Annotated in this window: 15 protein-coding genes and 1 CRISPR repeat array; of the genes, 4 read left to right on the forward strand and 11 right to left on the reverse strand. The window is 52.0% G+C overall.

Annotation, left to right across the window (positions count from 1 at the left end):
* Window positions 1-62 precede the first annotated feature (62 nt).
* On the forward strand, window positions 63-2,186 hold the full coding sequence (locus GT409_RS14990; RefSeq protein ID WP_160629860.1) for a carboxy terminal-processing peptidase: 2,124 nt from the start codon (window positions 63-65) through the stop codon (window positions 2,184-2,186).
* On the opposite strand, the gene GT409_RS14995 is transcribed toward GT409_RS14990, so the two are convergent.
* The 6 genes from GT409_RS14995 to cas9 form a co-directional block, all read right to left on the reverse strand.
* A complete protein-coding gene (locus tag GT409_RS14995; protein WP_160629861.1) occupies window positions 2,148-3,284 on the reverse strand; it encodes a mechanosensitive ion channel family protein in 1,137 nt (378 codons plus the stop codon). The genes GT409_RS14990 and GT409_RS14995 overlap by 39 nt on opposite strands.
* 17 nt (window positions 3,285-3,301) lie before the next feature.
* Window positions 3,302-4,801, reverse strand: a complete 1,500-nt coding sequence (malQ, locus tag GT409_RS15000) for a 4-alpha-glucanotransferase (protein ID WP_160629862.1) — start codon at window positions 4,799-4,801, stop codon at window positions 3,302-3,304.
* Window positions 4,802-4,855: 54 nt separating this feature from the next.
* Complete coding sequence (locus tag GT409_RS15005) at window positions 4,856-5,179, reverse strand: hypothetical protein (protein WP_160629863.1); 324 nt, start codon at window positions 5,177-5,179, stop codon at window positions 4,856-4,858.
* A 73-nt stretch (window positions 5,180-5,252) separates the two neighbouring features.
* A CRISPR array of direct repeats spans window positions 5,253-6,542; the repeat unit is 36 nt; unit sequence GTTGGAAATCATCTCGAAGAACTGTCAATCCACAAC.
* 132 nt (window positions 6,543-6,674) lie between these two features.
* Window positions 6,675-7,013 carry a CRISPR-associated endonuclease Cas2 gene (gene cas2 / locus GT409_RS15010; RefSeq protein ID WP_160629864.1) on the reverse strand — a complete coding sequence of 113 codons (339 nt, stop codon included), beginning with the start codon at window positions 7,011-7,013 and terminating at the stop codon, window positions 6,675-6,677.
* Window positions 6,994-7,917, reverse strand: coding sequence for a type II CRISPR-associated endonuclease Cas1 (gene cas1, locus GT409_RS15015; RefSeq protein ID WP_160629865.1), 924 nt, complete (start codon window positions 7,915-7,917; stop codon window positions 6,994-6,996). Before cas1 ends, cas2 begins: the two co-directional genes overlap by 20 nt.
* 2 nt (window positions 7,918-7,919) lie before the next feature.
* Entirely contained in the window at window positions 7,920-12,350 is a 4,431-nt protein-coding gene (cas9, locus tag GT409_RS15020; RefSeq protein WP_160629866.1) for a type II CRISPR RNA-guided endonuclease Cas9, read from the reverse strand.
* A gap of 310 nt (window positions 12,351-12,660) precedes the next feature.
* On the opposite strand from cas9, the gene GT409_RS15025 reads away from it, so the two are divergent.
* A complete protein-coding gene (locus GT409_RS15025; protein WP_160629867.1) occupies window positions 12,661-13,539 on the forward strand; it encodes an Hsp33 family molecular chaperone HslO in 879 nt (292 codons plus the stop codon).
* Window positions 13,540-13,541: 2 nt separating this feature from the next.
* Here GT409_RS15025 and thiF read toward each other — a convergent pair whose 3' ends face one another.
* Window positions 13,542-14,348, reverse strand: coding sequence for a sulfur carrier protein ThiS adenylyltransferase ThiF (thiF, locus tag GT409_RS15030; RefSeq protein WP_160629868.1), 807 nt, complete (start codon window positions 14,346-14,348; stop codon window positions 13,542-13,544).
* Between the two features lie 4 nt (window positions 14,349-14,352).
* A complete protein-coding gene (gene lptE, locus GT409_RS15035) occupies window positions 14,353-14,856 on the reverse strand; it encodes an LPS assembly lipoprotein LptE (RefSeq protein WP_160629869.1) in 504 nt (167 codons plus the stop codon).
* A 211-nt stretch (window positions 14,857-15,067) separates the two neighbouring features.
* On the opposite strand from lptE, the gene GT409_RS15040 reads away from it, so the two are divergent.
* A complete protein-coding gene (locus GT409_RS15040; RefSeq protein WP_160629870.1) occupies window positions 15,068-16,645 on the forward strand; it encodes a 3-phosphoglycerate dehydrogenase family protein in 1,578 nt (525 codons plus the stop codon).
* A gap of 60 nt (window positions 16,646-16,705) precedes the next feature.
* Here GT409_RS15040 and GT409_RS15045 read toward each other — a convergent pair whose 3' ends face one another.
* Entirely contained in the window at window positions 16,706-18,757 is a 2,052-nt protein-coding gene (locus GT409_RS15045) for an ABC-F family ATP-binding cassette domain-containing protein (protein ID WP_160629871.1), read from the reverse strand.
* Here GT409_RS15045 and GT409_RS15050 point away from each other — a divergent pair.
* Entirely contained in the window at window positions 18,726-20,141 is a 1,416-nt protein-coding gene (locus GT409_RS15050) for an NAD(P)-dependent malic enzyme (RefSeq protein WP_160629872.1), read from the forward strand. The genes GT409_RS15045 and GT409_RS15050 overlap by 32 nt on opposite strands.
* 237 nt (window positions 20,142-20,378) lie before the next feature.
* Here the strand turns inward: GT409_RS15050 and GT409_RS15055 are convergent, their stop codons facing one another.
* Window positions 20,379-21,668 (reverse strand): class II aldolase/adducin family protein, encoded by a 1,290-nt coding sequence (locus GT409_RS15055; protein WP_160629873.1) that lies wholly within the window; start codon window positions 21,666-21,668, stop codon window positions 20,379-20,381.
* A 95-nt stretch (window positions 21,669-21,763) separates the two neighbouring features.
* Complete coding sequence (locus GT409_RS15060; RefSeq protein WP_160629874.1) at window positions 21,764-22,819, reverse strand: class II aldolase/adducin family protein; 1,056 nt, start codon at window positions 22,817-22,819, stop codon at window positions 21,764-21,766.
* Between the last annotated feature and the right edge of the window lie 2 nt (window positions 22,820-22,821).

The raw sequence follows: 22,821 nt of genomic DNA on the forward strand, positions 1-22,821 counted from the left end.
AGGTAAACTCGCAGAACCCGAAACTTGTTTCGCCCCCCGCCTCTGCTACAATTTCTTCCTATATGTACAATTTAAAACACTACCTTCTGCTCCCGCTGATTCCGGCCCTTCTCTGCTCCTGCGCGGAGGAAAACAAGCCGGAACAGAACACCTCCGCCCCGGTCGTGGAAAAAATACCGCTGCCGATCAAACGGATTGCATCCCGGGTAGCAGACCGGCTCCCGCACACGCACCTGAACAGGATGCCGTTCAATGATTCGATTGCCACCAATGCCCTGATGCTGTTTATCGATTCATTTGATTTTGACCACTCTTACTTTCTGGCCTCCGACATCGAAGAATTTCAGCAAAGTGCCACCCAGCTCGACGATCAGGTCCGCAACGGCGACATATCGTTCTCGAGTCTGATCGTCGACCGTTTTAAAGATCGCGTCACCAACCGGGTCGCCTACGTAAACCAGCTTCTCGACGAAGGCTTCGACCTCTCCATTGACGAATCCTACCGATGGAAACGCGATGATGCACCGTGGCCGAAGGGCGAAGCGGCATGGGATGAACTGTGGCGCAAAAAAATTAAAAACGAGTATGTTGGACGCATCGCGATGAAGGAAATTCCGGAACCGGAAGCAAAAAAAGCCGACACAAAAGATCTGGAAGAAGAGAATTTGACCGAAGACGAAATGCTCGAACCCGACGAATTCATTCGCGAACGCTACAAACAGTTCCAGCTGATGGTTCAGAACAATTTTGATGAAGAAGCCGTTCTGGAACGCTACCTCAGCGCATTCACACAAAGCTACGACCCGCACAGTGCCTACCTTTCTCCGCGCGGTGTAGAAGACTTCGACATTCATATGAGCCTCTCTCTGGTCGGCATCGGCGCAATGCTCCGCAGCGAAGATGGAGCCGCCGAAATCACCAAAATTATTCCCGGCGGCCCCGCGGAAGCCGACGGCCGCCTCAAGCCGGGCGACAAGATTATTGCCGTAGCACAGGGCAAAGAAGAGCCCGTCAGCATTTTGTACTGGCCGCTCAGCAAAGCCGTACGGCTCATCCGAGGCGAAAAAGGAACAGAAGTGGTCCTCACCATTATTCCCGCTGAAGACAAGACCGGAACCCGCACAAAAAAACTGGCCCTGATCCGCGACGAAGTGAAACTGGAAGAACAGGCCGCAAAAAGCGAGGTGTATGACAACATCGGAACCAATGCGCTGCCCGTCCGCCTCGGCGTTATCACCCTTCCTGAATTTTATGCCGACTTCGCCGGCGCCCGAAACGGCAAAGATGACGTGCGCCGCAGCTCAGTTGATGTCCGCAACATCCTTAATCAGTTTGCAACCAATGATGTCGACGGTGTCATTCTTGACCTGCGCAACGACGGCGGCGGATCGCTCACAGAAGCAATCGACATTGCCGGGCAGTTCATTCCTCTGGGACCGGTCGTGCAGGTGCGTGAACAGCGCGGCGTAGCGGTCCTGCCGGACGGCGACCCAACCACCGTATATGCGGGCCCCCTGATCGTCCTTGTAAACCGGACCAGCGCATCGGCCTCCGAAATTGTCGCCGCAGCCCTGCAGGATTACGGCCGCGCCGTCATTGTTGGAGACAGCAAAACCCATGGGAAAGGAACCGTACAGACCGTATTGCCCCTGTCCCGCCTGAGCGATGATTTAGGCTCTCTGAAAGTCACCACCGCCGGGTTCTACCGCATTGCCGGCGGCTCCACACAGTTGCGCGGGGTCACTCCGGACATCGTGCTTCCCTCTCTCTTCGACTCGCTGGAAATCGGCGAAGAATTTCTTCCCAATGCGCTGCCGTGGTCGCAGGTGCAAAGCGCCTACTACCGCCCATGGCGCAATTCGGTCAAGCCGCTGCTCCCCGAACTGCAGATCCGCTCCCAGGAACGGATGAGAGACAACCCGGAGTTCAGAACCTTCATGGCCCGTCGCGAGCGCCTGCGCGAACGAATGGAAACACCGACCGTTTCGCTGAAGCTGTCCAAGCGAGTAGATGAGATTCTTGCTGAACAGGAACTGGAAAACCTTCAGGACAGCATGGTCGAAACAGATAACGGCGAAGACAAAAAAGAAGAGGACCCCATTCTGGATGAAGCCCTCCGGATCCTGACCGACCTGACTGAACTTTCCTCAGGCGGAACGGTCGCTGCCGATATTCAGCGGCCGTGACGGATCGCCGGCCAGATACAGTGTCCGGGTCGGGAATGCGAAATCGATACTTTCTTCATTAAAACTCTTCAGCACCGCCAGGTTGAACTGCTGGTCGAATTCCATGAACGCCCAGTAGTCCGGCGGAGCAAACCAGTAGATCACCAGAATGTTCAGCGAACAGTCGTTGAAGTTATTGAAAAACACGCGATTCGGCATATCCGGATGCATTTTTTCATTATGCGCATCCAGAAACTCCCGGATAATCTCCATGGCCCGTTCCACCTTTTCAGGCGGCGTATCATAAGTCAGCGTGATGTTGGCAACCCGCTTGATGTAAGGCCGCTTACTGATGTTGCGAACCATCATATTTGCCAGTTCACCGTTCGGAACCGTCACCAGATGCCCGTCGAGTGTACGAATGCGGGTTGAACGCATGCCGACTTCCTCAACGATTCCGTCTTCACCGTTAGCCACAATGCGATCGCCCAGCTGAAACGGATGATCCGCAAAAATCACCAGCGAACCGAAAAAGTTTTTAATCGTATCCTGCGCCGCCAGAGCAACGGCCAGACCGCCGACACCCAGCCCGGCAAGAATCGATGTGATCGGTTTATCACTGAGCTGCTGGGCAACCTGCACCAGCCCGAGAACCACCGTCAGAATACGCAGCGTTTTGCGAACCAGCGGCACCATCATGTCATCGAGCGTCGTGTGGGTTTGGGCCGTCAGTTTTTTCATCCAGAAATTAACCAGCTCAATTCCCTGATAGATGATATAGGCGACAATAACAGTCAGCAGAACACCAACCACATCATCACGCAACCCGCCGAGCTGCTCCGGCAGCACCCATACTTTCAAGGCAAAACAAATACCCAGTCCGGCAGTGGGAAACATAATCGTCCGGGAAATCAGAGACAGCCAGGCCATTCGGAAAGCGTCGACTCCCAGGTTCAGTTTCGAAGCTGCCTTCTCCATCAATACCTTCAGCAGCCTGCCAAGAATAAAACCACCCAGAACGATCAGGATCATCCAGAAGTAATTCCAGCCGCCCCCTCCGACAAACTCTTCCGTCTTCACGATGATCTGCTCCACCGTATTCGTCACTGTTACAGCCATCACAGCCTCCTTTGATTTTACCGACCGTTCCGCTCGGTCATCTCTTTTAAAAACTCAGCAATTCCTGTCGTTATCATATCCTCCGACACACGCCAATCCCAATTCCCGGTTGTCGTGCCCGGCATATTCATACGTCGCCCCCTCCCCAGCACATCCTGCAGCGGAAGGATTGCCCAGCGCGCCGGCGACCGCATCGCCAGCTCTGCTAGGTCCCGGTGAATATGATCCCCGTGCGTATGCAGATAAACCCGAACCTCATGGCTTGTCTTCTCGTCCAGTGCCTTAAACCATTTGCGCGTCGTCTCATTATCATGCGTTCCGGTGTAAACCACGCGATCCTCATCGCCTTCCGGACGGTATCCGTCCTTGCGCATATCGTCCGGACTAAACCGAAACTGGAGCACCGTCATGCCCGGAAACCCGCACGCCTCGCGCAGCTCGTCCACTGCATCGGTAATGATTCCCAGATCCTCCGCGATCACATGCTCCGCGAGCTGGAATGTTTTTCCAAACATTGGAACTTTCCGCAAATTGGATTCCAGGGTTTGGAAAAATCCGACGCCCGGCCCCTGCACCCATTCGCCATGAATCGCTGTCGGCTCTTTCGCAGGAATCTCCCAGTACGACTCAAACCCGCGGAAATGATCGATCCGCACCTTGTCGACCAGTTCAAACGTACGCCGCATCCGCGCTGTCCACCACGCATACTTTGTCTTTCTGTGAACCTCCCAGTCGTAGAGTGGATTGCCCCAGCGCTGACCGGTCTCCGAAAAATAATCCGGAGGAACGCCCGCCACCACCAAAGACGAACCGTCCTTATTCAGCTGAAACAGCTCACGATGCGCCCAGACATCCGCCGAATCGGCCGCGACGAAAATCGGAACGTCGCCGATGATCTCAATTTCCAGGGTTTGGAAAAACTCCCGCATCTTTTTCCAATGTCTGGCAAAAAGATACTGCAGCACCCTGTGCCGGCGGATTTCTTCGACGTGCTGCTTTCCAAATTTTTCCAGGGTGTGAACATCGCGATCGCGCAGCGCCTCCGGCCAGTCCGTCCACGGCGCACCATTCTGAGCCGAGCGAATCGTCACAAACAAAGCGTAGTCATCCAGCCAATAGGATTCTTTTTTACAAAATGCCTTAAAATCAGCACTGTCATCGAACCGCTCACAGACGCCGTTCAGGATCTTCACACGCGCGTCGATCACTGCAGGAAAATCGATCTTATGCGGATCAAACTCCGGGAAGCGGCTGAGATGGCGCTTGGTCAGCAGCCCCTCTTCGATCAGCTCATCAAAACTGATCAGCAGCGGATTGCCGGCAAAAGCCGAGCTGGAGGAATAAGCGGAATAGCCGTAACCGATCGGATTAACGGGAAGGATCTGCCAAAGTTTCTGGCCGCAGGCCGCGAGGAACTCGCCGAACTTCCGCGCTTCCGGTCCCAGCTCTCCCATACCCCATTTTCCAGGCAGAGATGTAATGTGCAGCAGAATGCCGCTTTTTCGTTCTGAACTCATGCAGAGACGATACGGATCGCCTCAGGAAAACAAAACTACGGAATGCACCGAAATTTATTCCGTACAAAAGCAGTATTCGATATCGCGCAGGTCAAACTTCACCCGGCCAAGCCGAAGCGGAACATCATCTTTTTTCGATTCGGGAATCAGCAGGGTGTTGAGTTTGAGTTTACCGGTAAATTCCTGATCCCACCCGAACAGCTTCAGGCGCACCGGCTCATTGAGCATCACATTGAACCGTTTTTTCAGGCGAGCCATCGCATCTTCGCGGTCCTTTACAAAAAACTGATAGCCGCGCTCCTGCGGATCGTGCGGCATTTCCAGCCCGTCCGCCGGCACTGAAAGAAAATCAAACCCAAGCTGATCTGTATTATCCATCCGCGCAATGTACAAAACCCACCGCCTCCTGAGAACCCGGAATATTCGGAATTTTAAAACCGACTGATTCACTGGCGGAAATCATCTCGAAGAACTGTCAATCCACAACTACACATATGACGCCACGAATACCGCACCGTTGGAAATCATCTCGAAGAACTGTCAATCCACAACCTGGATGTTTGGATTGATGAAACAGGTCCTGTTGGAAATCATCTCGAAGAACTGTCAATCCACAACAGTACCACACCGATAGCGAGGACGGTAAAAGTTGGAAATCATCTCGAAGAACTGTCAATCCACAACGACGAGCAGCTTTCCGCGCTGAAGTCTCAGGGTTGGAAATCATCTCGAAGAACTGTCAATCCACAACTTGCCCATGCGCTGATTAAATCCACCACCGGTTGGAAATCATCTCGAAGAACTGTCAATCCACAACCGGGCGCGGAATTATAAAGACGGCGTTTTAGTTGGAAATCATCTCGAAGAACTGTCAATCCACAACGTCTCGCAACCGAACGAATCACCGGTGACCGTTGGAAATCATCTCGAAGAACTGTCAATCCACAACTCTGTTCAGGCTCTTTATCAGCGAGTTCGCGTTGGAAATCATCTCGAAGAACTGTCAATCCACAACTGGAAACGATGACCTAAACACAGCACATGCGTTGGAAATCATCTCGAAGAACTGTCAATCCACAACTAATGGTTACTCTAACGTCTGGACCGTTGCGTTGGAAATCATCTCGAAGAACTGTCAATCCACAACCCGGAAATTGTTCTTTTTGGTGTTGGGAATGTTGGAAATCATCTCGAAGAACTGTCAATCCACAACAGGATGGATTCAAACCGTCTTGGAAACAAAGTTGGAAATCATCTCGAAGAACTGTCAATCCACAACCGCCTTACAGAGATCGCAAACCTGACATGGGTTGGAAATCATCTCGAAGAACTGTCAATCCACAACCGAAAGCAGGCCGCGCTAAACAGCGCAAGCGTTGGAAATCATCTCGAAGAACTGTCAATCCACAACCCTTTACCGGTACTCCGTTCATATGCCTCAGTTGGAAATCATCTCGAAGAACTGTCAATCCACAACCGGCCGGTGAACTGGTGATTGAACAGTCCTGTTGGAAATCATCTCGAAGAACTGTCAATCCACAACGTCAACCGGCAGCTCATGCCAGTGGATATTGTTGGAAATCATCTCGAAGAACTGTCAATCCACAACCCTGAATATGGCCCAAGAAACCGGCGAACCGTTGGAAATCATCTCGAAGAACTGTCAATCCACAACCCAAGAATGCTTGTAGGCCATCCTGTTTTAGTTGGAAATCATCTCGAAGAACTGTCAATCCACAACATAGGCCCCATATCCCTCTCGTTTTCAATCATTTACCCATTGGATATCGGGCAAAAACGAACGAGCTACCCATGAAGTGGATCGCGATCTTCCGGTTTTCAGTTATCAAATATCAAAGAAATCCAAGTCCATCTAGAAAAATTCCAGCTGACTTGGCTTCGGAGGGAGAGGCGTTGTCGCCTCTCCCCAAAAATTAATGATGTCGCCGTATTGCTTGTCGGTAATTCGCAGAATACTGACCTGCCCCTTCTTGGGAACCATACTGTTAACCCGCTTGGTGTGAACATCCGCACTCTCTTTACTCCCGCAGTGCCGGGTATAAACCGAGTATTGCATCATGGTGAAGCCGTCTTTCATCAACCGCTTACGAAACGCGGAAGCGTTATGGCGCTCTTTTTTCGTGTTCGTCGGCAAATCAAAAAATACGAACAGCCACATGATTTTATACGCGTTAAGCCGCACCTCCGACATTTTGCACCGCCTTCATAACCGGATAATCCACTTTCTTTTGCGTCCCACCGACACAACGCGCCAGCGAGGCGGTTGTGGTCGACAGACCAACCATCAGGGGCCGCAAGGTGTTCGTGAGATGAACATCTGAGGCCAGCAGCTTGAGTAACTGCTGCTTGTGCTCCCGAGTGAGTTCTTCAATCGGCTCTTCGGTTTCTTTCCAAATATTGTAAACGATATCATCGGCATAAGGCCGATACGGTTCCATCACGTCATCCGCCAAGGCATAGGCGTTATATTTATTGTGATGATGAATCCCAATAGCGGGATAAAGCCCCGACCCAACCAGTGACCGGGCAACCGCCGCACGCAGAATCGCGTAGACATAATTGAGCAAATGATTGGGCGCGCCACCGAACCGCTCCCTGCGAAAATTATCGCCAAACAGATTCTGCCAATAAATCCGGGCGGCCGCACCTTCCCGGTTGTCGGCATCGCCGCTTTTTACACTAGCGGCATACCGGCGCAGCGCCTCCACTCCGCCGGATCCTGTCCGCTCCAGCATGGCGGCCTGATTCTTAATCTTCATTTCAACCGTCTGCTTCCACAATTGCTTCTTGAGCGGTTCAGACATCTCCAGCTGTGCGGCAAGCGTTTCGGCATGAGTTGTGTTGCCGTCAAACGGAACGCTCATTGCCGCCGGATGGTGCAGCTTATCGCAAAAAACAATCGCGGCATTGTTCGCCGTCAACTCTTCGATCAATCGAAGCGACAATGTAATACTATGGTTGTCCAGCACCACAAAACCAATATCCTCCACCGGAACCGTCCGCACCTCGCCCTCCGGTTTCGGCGTATAAACCAGTTGCCCATTCTTAAACGAAAGGTGCGCCGATGATTCAAAACAGACCGTGCGCTTTAGCATGCCTACACTCCCTTGAATTCGATCTCGCCGAGAACACTCAAGTTGAAATGAACTCCCTCAACAGCAATATTCATATTGTTGTAAGAAATACGCTGAAGAGGGTTGGGTGAATCAAAGTTAGCCTCTGATGGATATTTGGTTCCGCGATGCTTCTTATTTTCCAACTCTAAGTCGCCTTTTTTTCCCGAAACTAAATGGTGCCGAAACACCATTCTGGTCTCATTTTTAGACAGATCATTAATTTTAAACAAACGGATCGACAATTCTTCGAGAGACAACTGAGCCAACTCATTAACGCTTTTTTTACAAAAGAGCACAACCTGATCAACAAACAAGGCACGCTCAAACTCATACACACGCCCTTTTTTATCCTTTTTTGTTGCCGGAAACACCAACTTACTTTTTACCGCCTCCAGGCCTTCACACCCTTCATGAACAACACCACCGGCACCAACATAAAGACCTACTGCAGAAACCGTGGCATTTTCCGCATAAAAATACTGTTTATGCGGGTGATCATATTTTTTGGATTTATCGCGTTGTCTCTTAACAGCAAGAGGATCCTTCACAGTAGCAGCCCTACAACGAACGCGCTTAATTGGCATTATCATCTTCCCGTTGATAAAAACGGGCTCATTCAATGCCTCTGGAAGACCCCATCCCTTTCTAACTCTATCCTTAATGATTAGATCAATCGCCGAATTCTTCATGTAGATTTTAGCCTTAAGAGCCTCTGAAAAACTCAACTTATACTTCTTCATCAACAAGCGAGAAACGATCCCAATCCGCTTCGCAACACCCCTATCAACAACTCTTGCTTTCAAATCATGTAGATTTTTAAAACCCTTCAACGCTTCATTGCTGCTCACTAATGGAACGCGCACAACGGAAATCTCTTCACCTTCATGCAAAACGCGCCCGTAGAACGTATCTTTATGCAATCGCGCCCGTGCGGTTTGCTTTTTCTTCAGATCATTATTTGTCGCTCCAGCCTTTACCTTCTTCATAATATGCGATGGTAACACGCCGGATTGCTTTAACAGATTATTAGATGAAAAGTGCGAAACCAAAACCTCCTGCTCCAACTGTTTAACACTGGGTATAAAACTCTCCCAAGGCTGCGGAACCAGAGTCGCCTTTCTTCCTCGCGCAAATTTTTCATCTTCCTTGCGCGTATAGAACTCCGCAAGTTGGTTGTATTGATACTTCGTCATACAGGCGATGACTAGAGCATCAATGCAATGATGCGTATGCTTTTCACGCGATTTCTTTTCCGCCAGTTGCAAGCCCCACTGTTTACGCAACTCCGCTACTGTTGCCCCATTCACGGTCATCACATTCTTAAAAATCGTCTGCAGATAGAAGCAGGCATATTTAGTAATAATCCGCGTATCATTAAGCTGGCGGTTTGCAAACGTGTTCGGCACCTCTTTCATCGTAAAACGCTCATATTTCTTTGCGAAATGATCGCGTTCCAATTTCAGGCGATGCCGTTTCTGGATTATTTTTGCTTTTCGTTCCGGATCCGCGTTCCGTGCAGCGGAAACGGTTTTCTTTATCTCGCGCTCTAGATCTACACACCTCTCTTTCCAATGCTCAATCCGAGGAAGAATTTCTTCATGATTGTCGCACTCCGAAGGAATCCTGCTTTTCTTTATTTCACGATTATATTTCTTACAGCAGAGAGTCAGATTCTCTTCAGAATTGTCATAGGAACGAGAGCGCGGAAGGATGTGTTCGACCTCAAAACGAGGGTTATTACCGAGAAAATCAGCCAAACCAATGCTTTGCCCTGTGTATGGGCATTTCCGTTTCTGATCCTCCCAAAGCTCATATTTTAGCGTCTTCTGTTCAATCTCCTGATTACACTTCAACCATTCCCTTTCTGAATCATCGGGCAACAGCTCTTCCCACAATTTAAATTTAAAAAGGTCAGCATCTGTCGCCTCCTTCTTCATAAGGTTCTTTATAATCTGGGCATATTTCTTCCTGCGCTCTTCCCTCGCCTTATTGTCTGCCTCAATAACAGCCCGCATGTTTGCGGTGTTGAGCTCACGTGCCATTTCAATATGAATTTCAGTTTCAGGAAAAACTGTTTCGTCATGAATCAGAGCATTAACCACAGCACGAAGGCGGTGCATTGTGCGCATAAAGACAGGATTCTTTATGGAAGAAACAATCGGGCTTTCCAAAATCAGTTTGCCCGCCCGTACCGTTTCTGATTTTCGGTATGGATTGTGTTTAAGAACATCTGAAGGATGATACAACAGCGATGCTCGTTCGTTTGTGACCCCAAACTCTCCGACTAATATTTCACGCAAAACACTCTTTAGAGGCATCAGCTTTACCCAACGCCCCTCGTCCGCCTCAACCCGCCATTGCGTCTTTATCAATTCGGCAACCTTCCGGGAAAACAAAGCCTGTTCCTCATCCGAAAAAACAGACCACTCTTTTGCGCCAAATTTGGCCACAAATTTCAGTGCTACTTTTTCATGAGAATCAGACACCTCCCTGAAGCACTCCTTCAACTCCTCCAATGAATCAAAATCAGAAATCAACTCGTTGGCCACTACAACTTGCTTCCGATAAGCAGAATACGCACAAAACTTCTCTGAAAGAATATTTTTTACCGCATTGGCATCGACATCAGAACCGCGCAAAACAGCAGGAATATTCGCGAAGAGAACGGCATGGGAATAAATCATGCCTTCTTTCAGGAGAGGAACAATTTTACACATCGCTCCCGCACTAAGAGAAGAATAGCCCCTCGTCAGCTTTATCTCCGAAAATGCGTCAGCAACTTCCTCTGAAAAATTCCAACTCTTCAACAACTGACGTTTCCGCTCTTGGGGATCTTCCCGAGAAAATAGAACACCCCAAACTTCCGTCAAAATATCACTGTCAGTTTTCTTGCGCCCTTTTACATTGTTAAACTTCCCTTTATAGGTAACAACAATCCTGTTTTGGTAATCCGCCCCAAAGACCTTACGGAACTGACTTAAAACAGGACACCCCGAGACCGATGTGTCCAATGCATAATTGACATAGAAATCGGCAGGCTGGTCCTTTTCATCCCGGACCCGCGCAACTGTTGCATTCTTTCCAAAAAGAACCCCGGCGATCTCGGAAAATTTAAAATAGGGCTTTGATTTGCGAAAAAACAGGTGCTCTATTTCTTTCTTCTGGTTCTCGGAAAGAAAATCCATCTCCGCATCACCAGCAGACTTGAATTTTATCTGGTTAATAAAACTCCACATCCGGAACTCTTCAAATATTGGGTGGGACAACGGGGCGCATTTTTTACTGTATGTAATGGGAACCGATTTCCCAGTTTCATCAACTCGATATATCGGCTTGCCATCCCTAAACGCAGGTAACCGATATTCTAACGAACAACTTGCAACCAACCCTTTCTGCGATCTCAATGGACGCTGATAAAAAATCGCATCATAAAGCTTTTGCTTCAGTTCACCCTCTATTTCCTGAACCCGGCAAATTTCATCGAACTCCGCTTCATAGTGCTTTTCCCTATCAGTATATTGGCCTCGAATTTTCGTTCCGTCCCCATAACACTGATAAAAATATTCCCCGATAGTTCGCGCATTTGCCTTTTCAATCTTCTGATCTAACTCATGAATTCCCTTTTGAACCTTCCCAAGGAACTCCGGCTTCTCCAGTACAGCTATGCACTCACTATAAGCAGCACTAAAATCCGAGGTATTTCTTAAAATTCGGAGCAGCCTGTTCTTGAGCTTGCTCACCTTGCCCTTTGTGTCACCCGCCAATTCCTCGATAATCTCAGAAACCTCTTCCGACGAATCGTGCTCACGCTCAAACTCTGACAGCAAAGTCGCATGAAACACGTCATATTCGTCATCACCCGCATCAAGACTGTTGCTCTTGAACCCGCGACGTTGCGCCAAATGATAAAAAGCACGGCCTAAGTTGTTCCGCTCTGTTTCATTATCCCAATTAATCTTCCCCTCAATTGCATTAAACCGGAACAGATAAGGGTTCCGCATCACCTTATTCTTATTTTTGGAACTGAGATCATTGGTGTTCTGCCAATCCAGAAAAGCCTTGTCTTTGGGATATTCCTTATACCGTTTCTGTTGTTCTGCCTTCCGACCATACTGCCAAACATCCAAATCAACATCGGTTATCCCGGGGCACATCCCGTAATTAACCAGAACCCGCAGTGTGTTTATCTTCCTGATGCGCCGTCGGTCATTTATCTTACGCGCACTTCGCTTTTCACGTCGCCCTGCCGCCTTTGATTTTCGAGCACCACCCTGCGCGACATCGTTCACCGCCTCCGGAAAAACATGGACGCCCTTTTTCACCAATTCGAACAGCCCATTACCAAAATCATCAACAACCGCCCAACCAATGCTGTTCGTTCCCAAATCCAAGCCCAGAATGCGCTTACTCATTTTTGACTCCCAACTTTCTATTGACTTCTATGTCTCTAAAATCTAAACATCACCTTCGTGAGAGAAAGTAATGAAGAACTGTCTTTTCACAATAAGGCTATATGCCGAAGGTCCTAGACCTTTACCCCGCTTCGGCGGGGTTTTTTATTACCCGCAAAACTAAGCTTTTAGCATAAACACACAAAGTAGTCCGTTAAACAAAAATCTTTACTATTAATAAAATAAAAAACTAACCGACAATATCTTCCTAACAGGAAGGGTTTTCTTTTCCGCTTGCCCTGCACCTTGCTTTTTGAGTCCATATACCGCTATGAACGATCGACTGTACAAAGGACACTTCAAGGGGCTGGATGTTGCGTTCAGCTGTGCGCTGACAACCCAAACCGTCAACGACATCGTAATCCGGCACAATTGCGATCCGGTGGCCGCGCATATTCTGGGCCGGGCCCTGACCGGCGCGCTGCTCAGCGCAGCGATCCTCCCGGAAGACAATCGCCTGAATGTCTGCTGGAAATACAAAGGAGCTCTGAAAACCATCGTGACGGATGCCGGGGCCGACGGCACCGTGCGCGCCTTTATTTCGCCGGCACAGATCGGCGAAATTGAAGACATGACAGCTCTCTATGGGGATCTCGGCGACCTCCAGACGGTTGTTTCTCTGGATGGAAAAATCCTCAACTCCGGCACCGCACCGGTGTCGCTGCAGGATGCCGTTAAAGATCTGGCCTATTATCACTGCATCAGTGATCAGGTCGAAACCGGCATGTCCGCAATGATCGGGTTTAATGCGGACCCGGAAAATCCGGTCAGCATCTGTCAGGGCTGGATGGTTCAGGCTCTTCCTGACTGCGATCTGGAGCGTTTCGATCGCATCCGCTCCCGCATGGAAGATCCCGCATTCCGGGATTTGCTTGCCAACGTGTCCGTCCCTGAAAAAGCCGCCGCCGTTCTGGTGGCGGACGAACCCGCCTTTGGCGGTTTCTATATGGAGGAATGCAGCGAACCCCGGTTCACCTGCCCCTGCAATAAAGAAAAAATGGGCGCAGTGATACGCACCCTTCCCATTCCCGAGCGAATGGAAATCGTCAGAAAAAATGAACCGCTGACCGTGCAGTGCCAGTTCTGCAACGAACAATATGTACTATCCATCAAAGACTGCATCGCCGCGTGGAATGAAAAGCTGAAATAGCATCACCGGATGCCATCAACGATCAGGCGCAGGGCCAGGTTCGCCTGCATATGGGCGGCAATTCCAACACGCGGCGCCATCAGTCCGCATCCGGGACGCGCTCCGGTTTCCAGATCGCCGACAATATAAAGTTTCGGCCCGAGCTTTTTGATACCGATCATCTCGCCGGACGCATACCCCGCCATGCCGGATGCACCGATAAACGGAACGTCCGGACGAGCGGCCGTAAACGCCTGCAGAAGCATCGCTTTCTGCTCCGCGCCGTCAAAGGCCTCGATCATCACATCGACGTCTCCAAACAGTGGAAAAACAGTCTCCGGCATAAGCTTTACGCAATGCGCCTCAACATCAACATACGGGTTGATTTTCCGAAGGTTGGAAACGGTGGCTTCGGTTTTAGGCACCCCGATCTGATCGACAAAATAGTGCTGGCGGTTGAGATTGCTCGGCTCCACAACATCGAAGTCGGCCACAATTAATTTGCCGATGCCAACACGGGCCAGCGCCGTCGCGATCGCGGAACCCAGCCCTCCGAGTCCGGCAATCCCGACCGTGGCGGTTTTGACCTTTTGGTGAACGCCCGGCGTGTGCCGCGCAGCCATCAGTGCTTCGAGTTCGTCTTCGGACGGCACTTCACCGCGCCGGATCAGGGAAACACAGTCGCCTTCAGATAAAGGAATGTCACCGGAAGCCACTGCTCCATTCAGAATCAAAATATCCGCATCCGGTTTGACCGCATCGCGCAGGCGGAACAGCGTTGTGTTTTGATCCACTGCAAACGGTGTTTCGTTGACGTGAATTTCTGGCACTGCATCACCATGCCGTTGTAATCAGACTGACCGCTTTGCGGGCCAGATCGTCGGCAGCTGAGGGCAGCGCAGCGAATTTGGCACTGGTCAGATCAGCGCTGTAATCAAATTCCGATTCGCCCAGCAGTTCCGGGCTTTCGACGATGACCTCTCCATCGGCCTGCCGGGAAAGAACCGACGAAGCGCTCAACACCATACGGTATTCGCGGGCAAGAGAGCCGCGTCGCCGATCGAATGCCAACGGAGTCAGGTGAAAACGATTCAGCGTAACGGTCAAAACGGTATCGGCTTCATTTTCAGAGCGAATCTGCAGGCGTCCGTCCATCTGAATTTCAGCCCGCAGGGCTCTCATGACCGCCACTTCAATCGACGGTTCATCTGTATTGTTAACCACATGTAGACTGACCGTCTGAACATCTTCCGGAAGGGTGCTGCCCACCCGATAGCCGGAGCATCCGGCAAAAAGCACGACCGCCAGCGGCATCAGGAAAAGTTTGAATAATTTCATGGGAGCACATTAGAAGAGCGCCCCGTCAACGGTCAAGACACGAAAGATAAAACCGTCTGAACTTGATTTGCAAGTCGCCCGTCTGTAGCGTTTTTGGAAGAGGTTTCCCGCAAAGATACCCCGCCCCGGCCCAATCGATACAAAAGTAGCGATTGGGCTTGATTCGCCCTCCGGGGCGGACTACGTTGTTCATAAATTTATGGAGACTCTTATGAAAAAAGTACTGATCCCGACCAAGCTCAACCCGGTGGCTAAAGAACTGCTCGAAGCAAACGGAAACTACACCGTTGTTCAGGACGACAGCGCCGGACTCGACGTGCTGGCCGCCCAAAACCCGGATACATATGCCTTGTTTGTCCGCAGCGAAAAGGTCACGGCTGAAATCATCGATGCCCTGTCCTCTCTGAAAGTGGTCATCCGCGCCGGAGCCGGTTACAACACGATTGACATCAAACATGCACGCTCCAAAGGCGTTGATGTGATGAATACCCCCGGCGCCAACGCCAATGCTGTGGCCGAGGAAGTCATTGCCCTGATGCTGGCCGACGCCCGCCACATTGTTCCCGGCGATGCCTCCACCCGCGCTGGGAAATGGGAAAAGAAAAAATTCATGGGCAAAGAGGTCACCGGTAAAACCATCGGAATCGTGGGGCTCGGCGCCATCGGTCGTCTGGTCGCCAAGCGACTGCGCGGGTTTGACGTCACCGTGCTGGCTTTCGATCCTGTTCTTTCTGAAGAAGCCGCAGATCGTCTGAACGTGAAACTTGTCCCCCTGGCAGAGCTTTTTGAACAGAGCGACTACGTTTCCCTGCACATCCCTGAAAACGAACATACTCGCGGACTCATCAACAAAGATTTGTTCAGCGTAATGAAAGACGGAGCCACACTCGTTAACTGCGCCCGCTCCGGCGTCATCAACGAAGACGATCTGCGCGCGATTAAAGCGGAAAAAGGCCTGCGCTTCCTGAACGACGTCTATCCCAAGGATGCCGAAGGCGATAAAACGGTAACCGATATTGCCGACATTATGCTTCCGCACCTCGGAGCCTCCACTGCCGAAGCCAACTACAACGCCGCCCGCCGCTCGGCCGAACAGCTGATCGACTTCGACAGCAAAGGCGTCACCTCCTACATCGTTAACCGCGACATTCCGGAAGGCCTCGACGAAGCCTACGCCGACCTCGCCTTCACCATCACCAAGCTCACCCGCGCGATGATCGGCGAAGAAACCAAACTCAACAAAATTGAAACCAGCTTCTACGGCGAACTCCGCAAATTCGGAAACTGGCTCTCCGTGCCGGTGGTCTGCGCGCTCAGCGAAGAGTTCGACCGCTCCATGGATGAAAAAGCCGCCATCAGCTACCTCGAAGAGATGGGAATCGATTACGCCACCCGCGAAACCGATGAAGCCAAAGGCTACGGAAGCGCCATTACTGTTGATCTGATGGCCAGCGTGGACGGCGACAACCTGCGCCGCATCAGCGTGCGCGGAACGGTTGCAGAAGGCCACCTGATGATCTCCCGAATCGGACATTTCGACGGGCTCTATTTCGAGCCGAAAGGTCATCTGGCACTGTTCACTTACTCCGACCGACCCGGCGTTCTCAGCCAGATCGCCGGCGCCATGGCAGAAGCCGGCCTCAACATTGATGACGTCCGCAACCCGCACGACAAAACCGGCGAGCGTTCCATTGCGATCCTCAAAACCAATGAACCGGCCAGTGCCGAGACCATGAAGCAGGTCGCTGCAAAAATTGATGCGCTCAGCTGCTGCACGGTATCGTTCTAAAAGCTGATAAACACAGGCTCTCCGGAATACCGGAGATGCCTGTCCTTACAGACAGCCGAATCATCCTTCAAGCCGGTCGGCTTCTTCCAGCCACCGCGCTTCAAGAGCGGTCAGTTTTTGGGTCAGTTCGGACAACTGGATATTGAGCACGGCATAATCAAGTTCCGGATTGCCGGAGGCCATCTGCTGATGCAGCTCCTGCTGCGCGGCCTGAAGCGTCTCCATCTCCGCCTCCATCCTGCGCAGCCCCTTCTGAGCCTCGCGCATTTTTGCCCGCTCGGCGCGCGCCGCCTTGGGATTGGCAGCTGAAGGCTGCACGTTATCAGGACTTTGGACCTTCGTCTTCCGACCTTCGATCGTCTCCTGCCCCGCTGTCTTCTCCAGATAATAATCGTAGCCGCCGGGAAAACTGGACACACAGCCGTCCCGAACTTCAACAATATGGTCCGCCGCGCCGCGCACAAAGGATACATCGTGGCTGACGAGGCAAACCGTGCCGGGATATTCCCGAATGGCTTTCTCCAGTCCCTCGCGACCCTGAATATCCAAATGGGTCGTCGGCTCGTCCAGCAGCAGAAAGTTCGGCGGATTGATAAAGATCCGCGCAAATGCCAGCCGGATTTTTTCGCCCCCGCTCAGTACCGCGACCTGTTTGTCCACCGAATCACCGCTGAACCCGAACGAACCGAGCAGTCCGCGCACATCGCGTTCGGAAACATTGTTGCCGGCGTCACGCACAACACCCAGCACTGTTTTGTCCGGAGGCATCGTTTCTGCAAAGTCCTGCGACTGGTAGCCGAGTACCACTTTATGTCCTTCTCTCAGCCGTCCTTCGCCCGCCTGTAGCGTTCCGGCAATCACGCGCAGCAGCGTGGTTTTTCCCATGCCGTTATACCCGACAATCGCAATCTTCTGCCCGTTCTGGATGTCCAGATTCACATCGCGAAAAATCCAGCGTTCTCCGTCATAGGAAAAGCCGAGGTTTTCGAGCTGCATGATCTGAGCGCCGCAGCGCGGCGGCGGCGCAATGCGCAAATTCGCCGCCTGCGGCGGCTTCGGCGGCATCCGGACCGCGTCCATTTTTTCCAGCATCTTCACCCGGCTCTGCACCTGAGCCGCTTTCGTGGATTTTGCCCGGAAACGGTTGATGAAACTTTCGAGCTGCTCCTTTTTCTCCACATAGTTCCGATACTCAGCCGCCTGCTGCAAGTGGCGCTGTTCGCGCTCTTTCACATAATAGGAATAGCCACCCGCATACTTTACCGCGGAGCCGCCCTGGATTTCCAGCGTCCGGTCCGTCAGCGACTCGAGCAGATAGCGGTCATGCGAAATCAGCAGCATCGTGCCGCTGAAGCCCCGCAAAAAGCGCTGGAGCCATTCAACCGCCGGCAGGTCGAGGTAGTTGGACGGCTCGTCGAGCATCAGAACATCGGGCTGGGCGATCAACGTCCGCACCAGTTCCGCGCGCATCTGCCATCCCCCGCTGAACGACTGGAACGGATTATTAAACTCGGCCTCCTTAAAACCCAGCCCGCTGAGAGCAGCCTCGGCGCGGGCTCGCATTGCATAACCACCGAGATGCTCATATTCGTGCTGCAGCTCGCCGAGCCGCTCCAGCATCTGTCCGCTTCCACTTTCTTTTTCCAGCCTGTGTTCCAATTCATGAATTTCCGCATGAATGGTCTTCAGCTCAGGAATAGAATCGGTTGCATAATCGATCAGTGAGTCGGTTTGTGCATAGGAATGCAGCTGCTGATGCAGATGACCCAGCCGTACATTCTTCGGCAGCGTTACATCGCCGCTGTCCGTAGAAGTTTCCCCGCTGATCAGCCCGAAAACGGTACTTTTCCCGGCCCCGTTGGGACCGACAATCCCGACGTGCTCACCCGCATTGATACGGAACGACACATCCACCAGCACTTCCTGCGTGCCAAACCGTTTGGTTACCTGAATAAAATCGATCATAAGACCGGAGAGTTTCCAAGGTTTGGAAAAAAGAAGCAAGCCCTGACGCAGCCGGTTCCAAAGTTTGGAGACATCTGAACTTGCCCGAACAAACAAGTTCAGTAGGATGTCGCCCATGAAAATCAATCCATCACCCAGTTTCAGCATCGACCTGCGTGTAGAGTCGTCTCTCTCCCGGCAGGACCTTGAAAATATCATCGCTACCGCCGAGGGCGTCTGCGTTGCATCCCAAGGCATCGAAAGCCCCTACGGCTTTACGGTCAACTGCCGCGACAGCGAACACCAGCAGCAGATTTTCCAAACCCTGGAAAACACGGAAAACACCACGGTGATTTCCGCAGACGAAATCACCTTCCGCTCGCACATCGGTGGAAAGATCGAGACGTTTAACCGTCTGGATCTGCACGCGCCGGGAGCGATGTCAATCGCCTACACGCCCGGCGTCGCCCGCGTCTGCTCGGCAATTCACGAAGACGTCACTCGCGCCGACGCGCTGACCATCAAAAAAAACATGGTGGCCGTTGTTTCCGACGGAACCGCGGTTCTCGGTCTCGGCGACATCGGCCCGGAAGCCGCCATGCCGGTGATGGAAGGAAAAGCCATGCTCTTCAAAGGCTTCGGCGGCGTTGACGCCTTCCCGATCTGCCTCGCCACCAAAGATCCGGAAGAAATCATCAAAACGGTCAAACTGCTGGCTCCGACCTTCGGCGGCATCAACCTGGAGGATATTTCAGCACCGCGCTGCTTCGAAATTGAAGAGCGCCTGAAAGCCGAACTCGATATTCCGGTCTTCCACGATGACCAGCATGGAACCGCCGTCGTTTCGCTGGCCGCGCTGTTCAACGCGCTGAAAATTACCGGCAAAAAAATGGAAGAGCTCAAAGTAATCGTCAACGGCGTTGGCTCTGCCGGGGTCGCCTGCTCCAAAATCATGCTCGAAGCCGGCGTTAAAAACCTGATCGGCTTTGACCGCACCGGAGCGATTTACAAGGGCCGCACCGAAAAAATGAACTTTGCCAAGGAATGGTTTGCCGAACACACCAACCCGGAAGGCTTCACCGGCAGCCTCAGCGAAGCCATGCACGGTGCCGATCTCTTCCTCGGCGTTTCCGCACCGGGATGCATCACCGCCGAAGACGTTAAAAACATGGCGAAAGATCCCATCATTTTCGCAATGGCCAACCCGATTCCGGAAATCATGCCCGAAGAAGCGCTGCCTCAGGCCCGCATTATGGCAACCGGCCGCTCGGACTACCCGAACCAGATCAACAACGTGCTCTGCTTCCCCGGCATCTTCAAGGGCGCCCTGCGCTGCCGCGCAAAGAGTATCAGCGAAGGCATGAAAGTGGCCGCGGCTCACGCCATCGCCGACCTGATTCCGGCCGACAAGCTGTGCGAGGAATACATCATTCCGTCCGTCTTCGACGAAGGCGTCGCCGATGCCGTCGCTGATGCGGTCGAAAAAGTCGCCCGAGAAGAAGGCCTCGCCCGCCCCAGGATTGATGAAACCGCGCTGTATAAAATCAAATAAAGCGGCCAAACAATCTGAACCTGAACAAAAAGCTCTCGCGGAAACGCGAGAGCTTTTTTGTGCGACTGATGACAAAAGAAACCATGGACCGACACCAAAGATCACGAAGCACGATTAACCACCAAGGGGCACGAACAGTGCCTGTCCCCAGAACATCAAAAGGTCGCGCTTCCGCCAGGTTCGTAAAACGAAAAGCCCCGCCAAATGACGGGGCTCCTCAGAAACACTGTGCGGCAATTAAAGATTAAAGGCTTCGCACAGCTCGTCGATAATCTCCTGAGACATGGAAACATGTCCCCCGATCGGCTGGCTGTCAATGATCGCTTCGGCCGAGCACTCAAGCACTTCAAGCTTATCAAAGGCTGAAAGAGGATCTTTGCCAACCACCATTACGCCGTTGTTGGACAGCACCGCAGCCGGTGTTTTGAGCGTAAGCGTTTTGGTGAGCGTGTCAAAGTCGTTGAAGCTGGCTTCAAACGGCAGCAGGCTGACATCACCGACAAACACATAGCTTTCCGGAATGGTGTAGGTATCAATCTTTTCTCCACAGATACTGAACGCCAAAGCGTTGACCGGTGAGGCGTTGATAATGCAGTTCACCTCGGGATTTGCTTCATAAATCGCACGATGTGCGTGCAGCGCACGGCTCGGCTTTTTGCCGATCTGTTTTTTGTTCTTGCGAATCATCACCAGATCTTCCGGCTCAATCGTATAGCGGTCGAGCGGGTACGGAGTGATCAGGAACGAGTCTTTGTCGATGCGGGCCGAAAAGCTTCCGGTAGTACCGCTGAGCAGACGCTGACGGTAACCGCGCTTCACAAACTTGGCCAGTTCGCAGCGCAGTTCCTTTTCTTTAATGCACATCATATCGGTGTCGTATTCAAACGCTTCCAGCTTGTAGTAGCTTTTGGACTGCATCTGGATCTGTTCTTCGGTCAGCTCCTTCGGAGTGCCGATAACGCCGGCTTTAATATGAGCTTTGGCACAGACTTCGAGCGATTCAAAGCGCTGGAACGCATCCTGAAGGCTGGTTCCGCCGCAGCAGACACCATGGTTTTCCAGAATGACGCTGTCATAGCCTTTTTTGAACTCTTCGGCGATTTTGGCGCCGAGGTCCTCACTGCCCGGCACACCGTACGGGGCGAACCCGACAACGCCGTTGCTGTTCCATGCGGTCGGGTAGGCTTTGGTTTCCGGAACCTTGTGCGCACAGCTGAACGCCACCAGAGACATCGGATGCGCATGCACAACCGAACGGATATCCGGACGGGCTTCGTACACGGCTTTATGGAACGGAAACTCCGATGACGGCGGATGGAGACCGTCGATCGTGCCGTCCTTACGGACGCAAACAATATCCTGCGGAGTCAACTGTCCTTTATCAACCCGGGCCGGTGTAATCCAGATATCGCCGTTTTCGTCGATAATGGACAGGTTTCCGCCCGACGTCGTCGTCATTTTATAATTGTAAATACGTTCCAGCGTTACCGCCAGTTCGTCTCTTGGATGCAAGTATTCGTATTTCATGATTTTCCTCTGTTAGTGAAATTGAGCGACAAACATATCGATCTTTACGTATCGATAACAGAGTTCTTTTCGAATTTTTTATCACTCATCATCGACTAACCGGCCTGCTTCTGGCGGTAGGATTCCACTTCCCAGTTTTCGATAAATTCGCGGGCGGCATCCGTCATATATTCAATGCCGCCGAAGGCCTCGGCCAGCTTCAGAACGAGAGCACCATCCTGCGCCAGTTCCAGCGCCAGGTCGGCGTTTTTCTGCGAAGTGCCGATGCCGCAGACGCAGTCACCGGTCATGACAACTTTCGGCAGGTAACCGCGTTCTGCCTGATAGGCCGCCACGTTCTCGGCGGTCAGCTCGGCAGTGAACGGAAAGGCTTTTGCGTAGACCAGATGATCCGGAGTGATCGGCCCCGGAGCGACCGCAAACCGACCGGACGAGGCGATGAACGCTCCGTCTGCACCAAACAGCTCTTTAATTTTTTCTTCGGTCTCCGTGGAGACAACCGCATCGGAAATTTCCAGGGTTTGGAAAATTCCGGCGTCAGCGTAGGCCGCATTGAGCGCGTCCATTACGCGAGCATAGTGCGCCTGAATTTCGTCGGCGCTGTCAGCGGCAATAAAGATCCCGTGGTTTTTAAGGACCAGCAGCGCCGGCTCTTTGCCATTGGAAGCTTTGTAATCCTCGATGCGTTTGCGCACTTCCATGCAAAGCGTGTAGCCGGGATCAATGTATTCGACCCACAGCGCATCCGGAAACATTTCTTTGCAGGCGGCTTCGCCGCCTTTAGCACAGGTCAGTCCGTTGACCGCGCACGGGTGCGTGTGCACAACGAACTTTGCGTCGAACACATTGTGAAGCGGCGCTTCAACGGAGGGACGGCCGGCATCGTTTTCGACCGAAGCCGCCATCATGTTTTTCACCAGTTCTTCGCGCGCAGCCGATTCCGTCGGCGTTTCAACGTCGTAGAGCTCGTTGATCTTCGCACGGTTCATCTGCACGAAGGTTTCTTCGGTTAAGCCGCCGAGCGTGGTGCCGGACGGTTTCACCCACAGCGTTGTTTCGTTTTTAACGGAGGTGTTGCCGCCCCCGCCCTTCACATAATCAACGGTTCCGAATTCATGCGACAGCTCAACAATGGTCTTCAAATCCTGCATTT

The sequence above is a fragment of the Tichowtungia aerotolerans genome (genome assembly GCF_009905215.1).
In the GTDB taxonomy this organism is placed as follows: domain Bacteria; phylum Verrucomicrobiota; class Kiritimatiellia; order Kiritimatiellales; family Tichowtungiaceae; genus Tichowtungia; species Tichowtungia aerotolerans.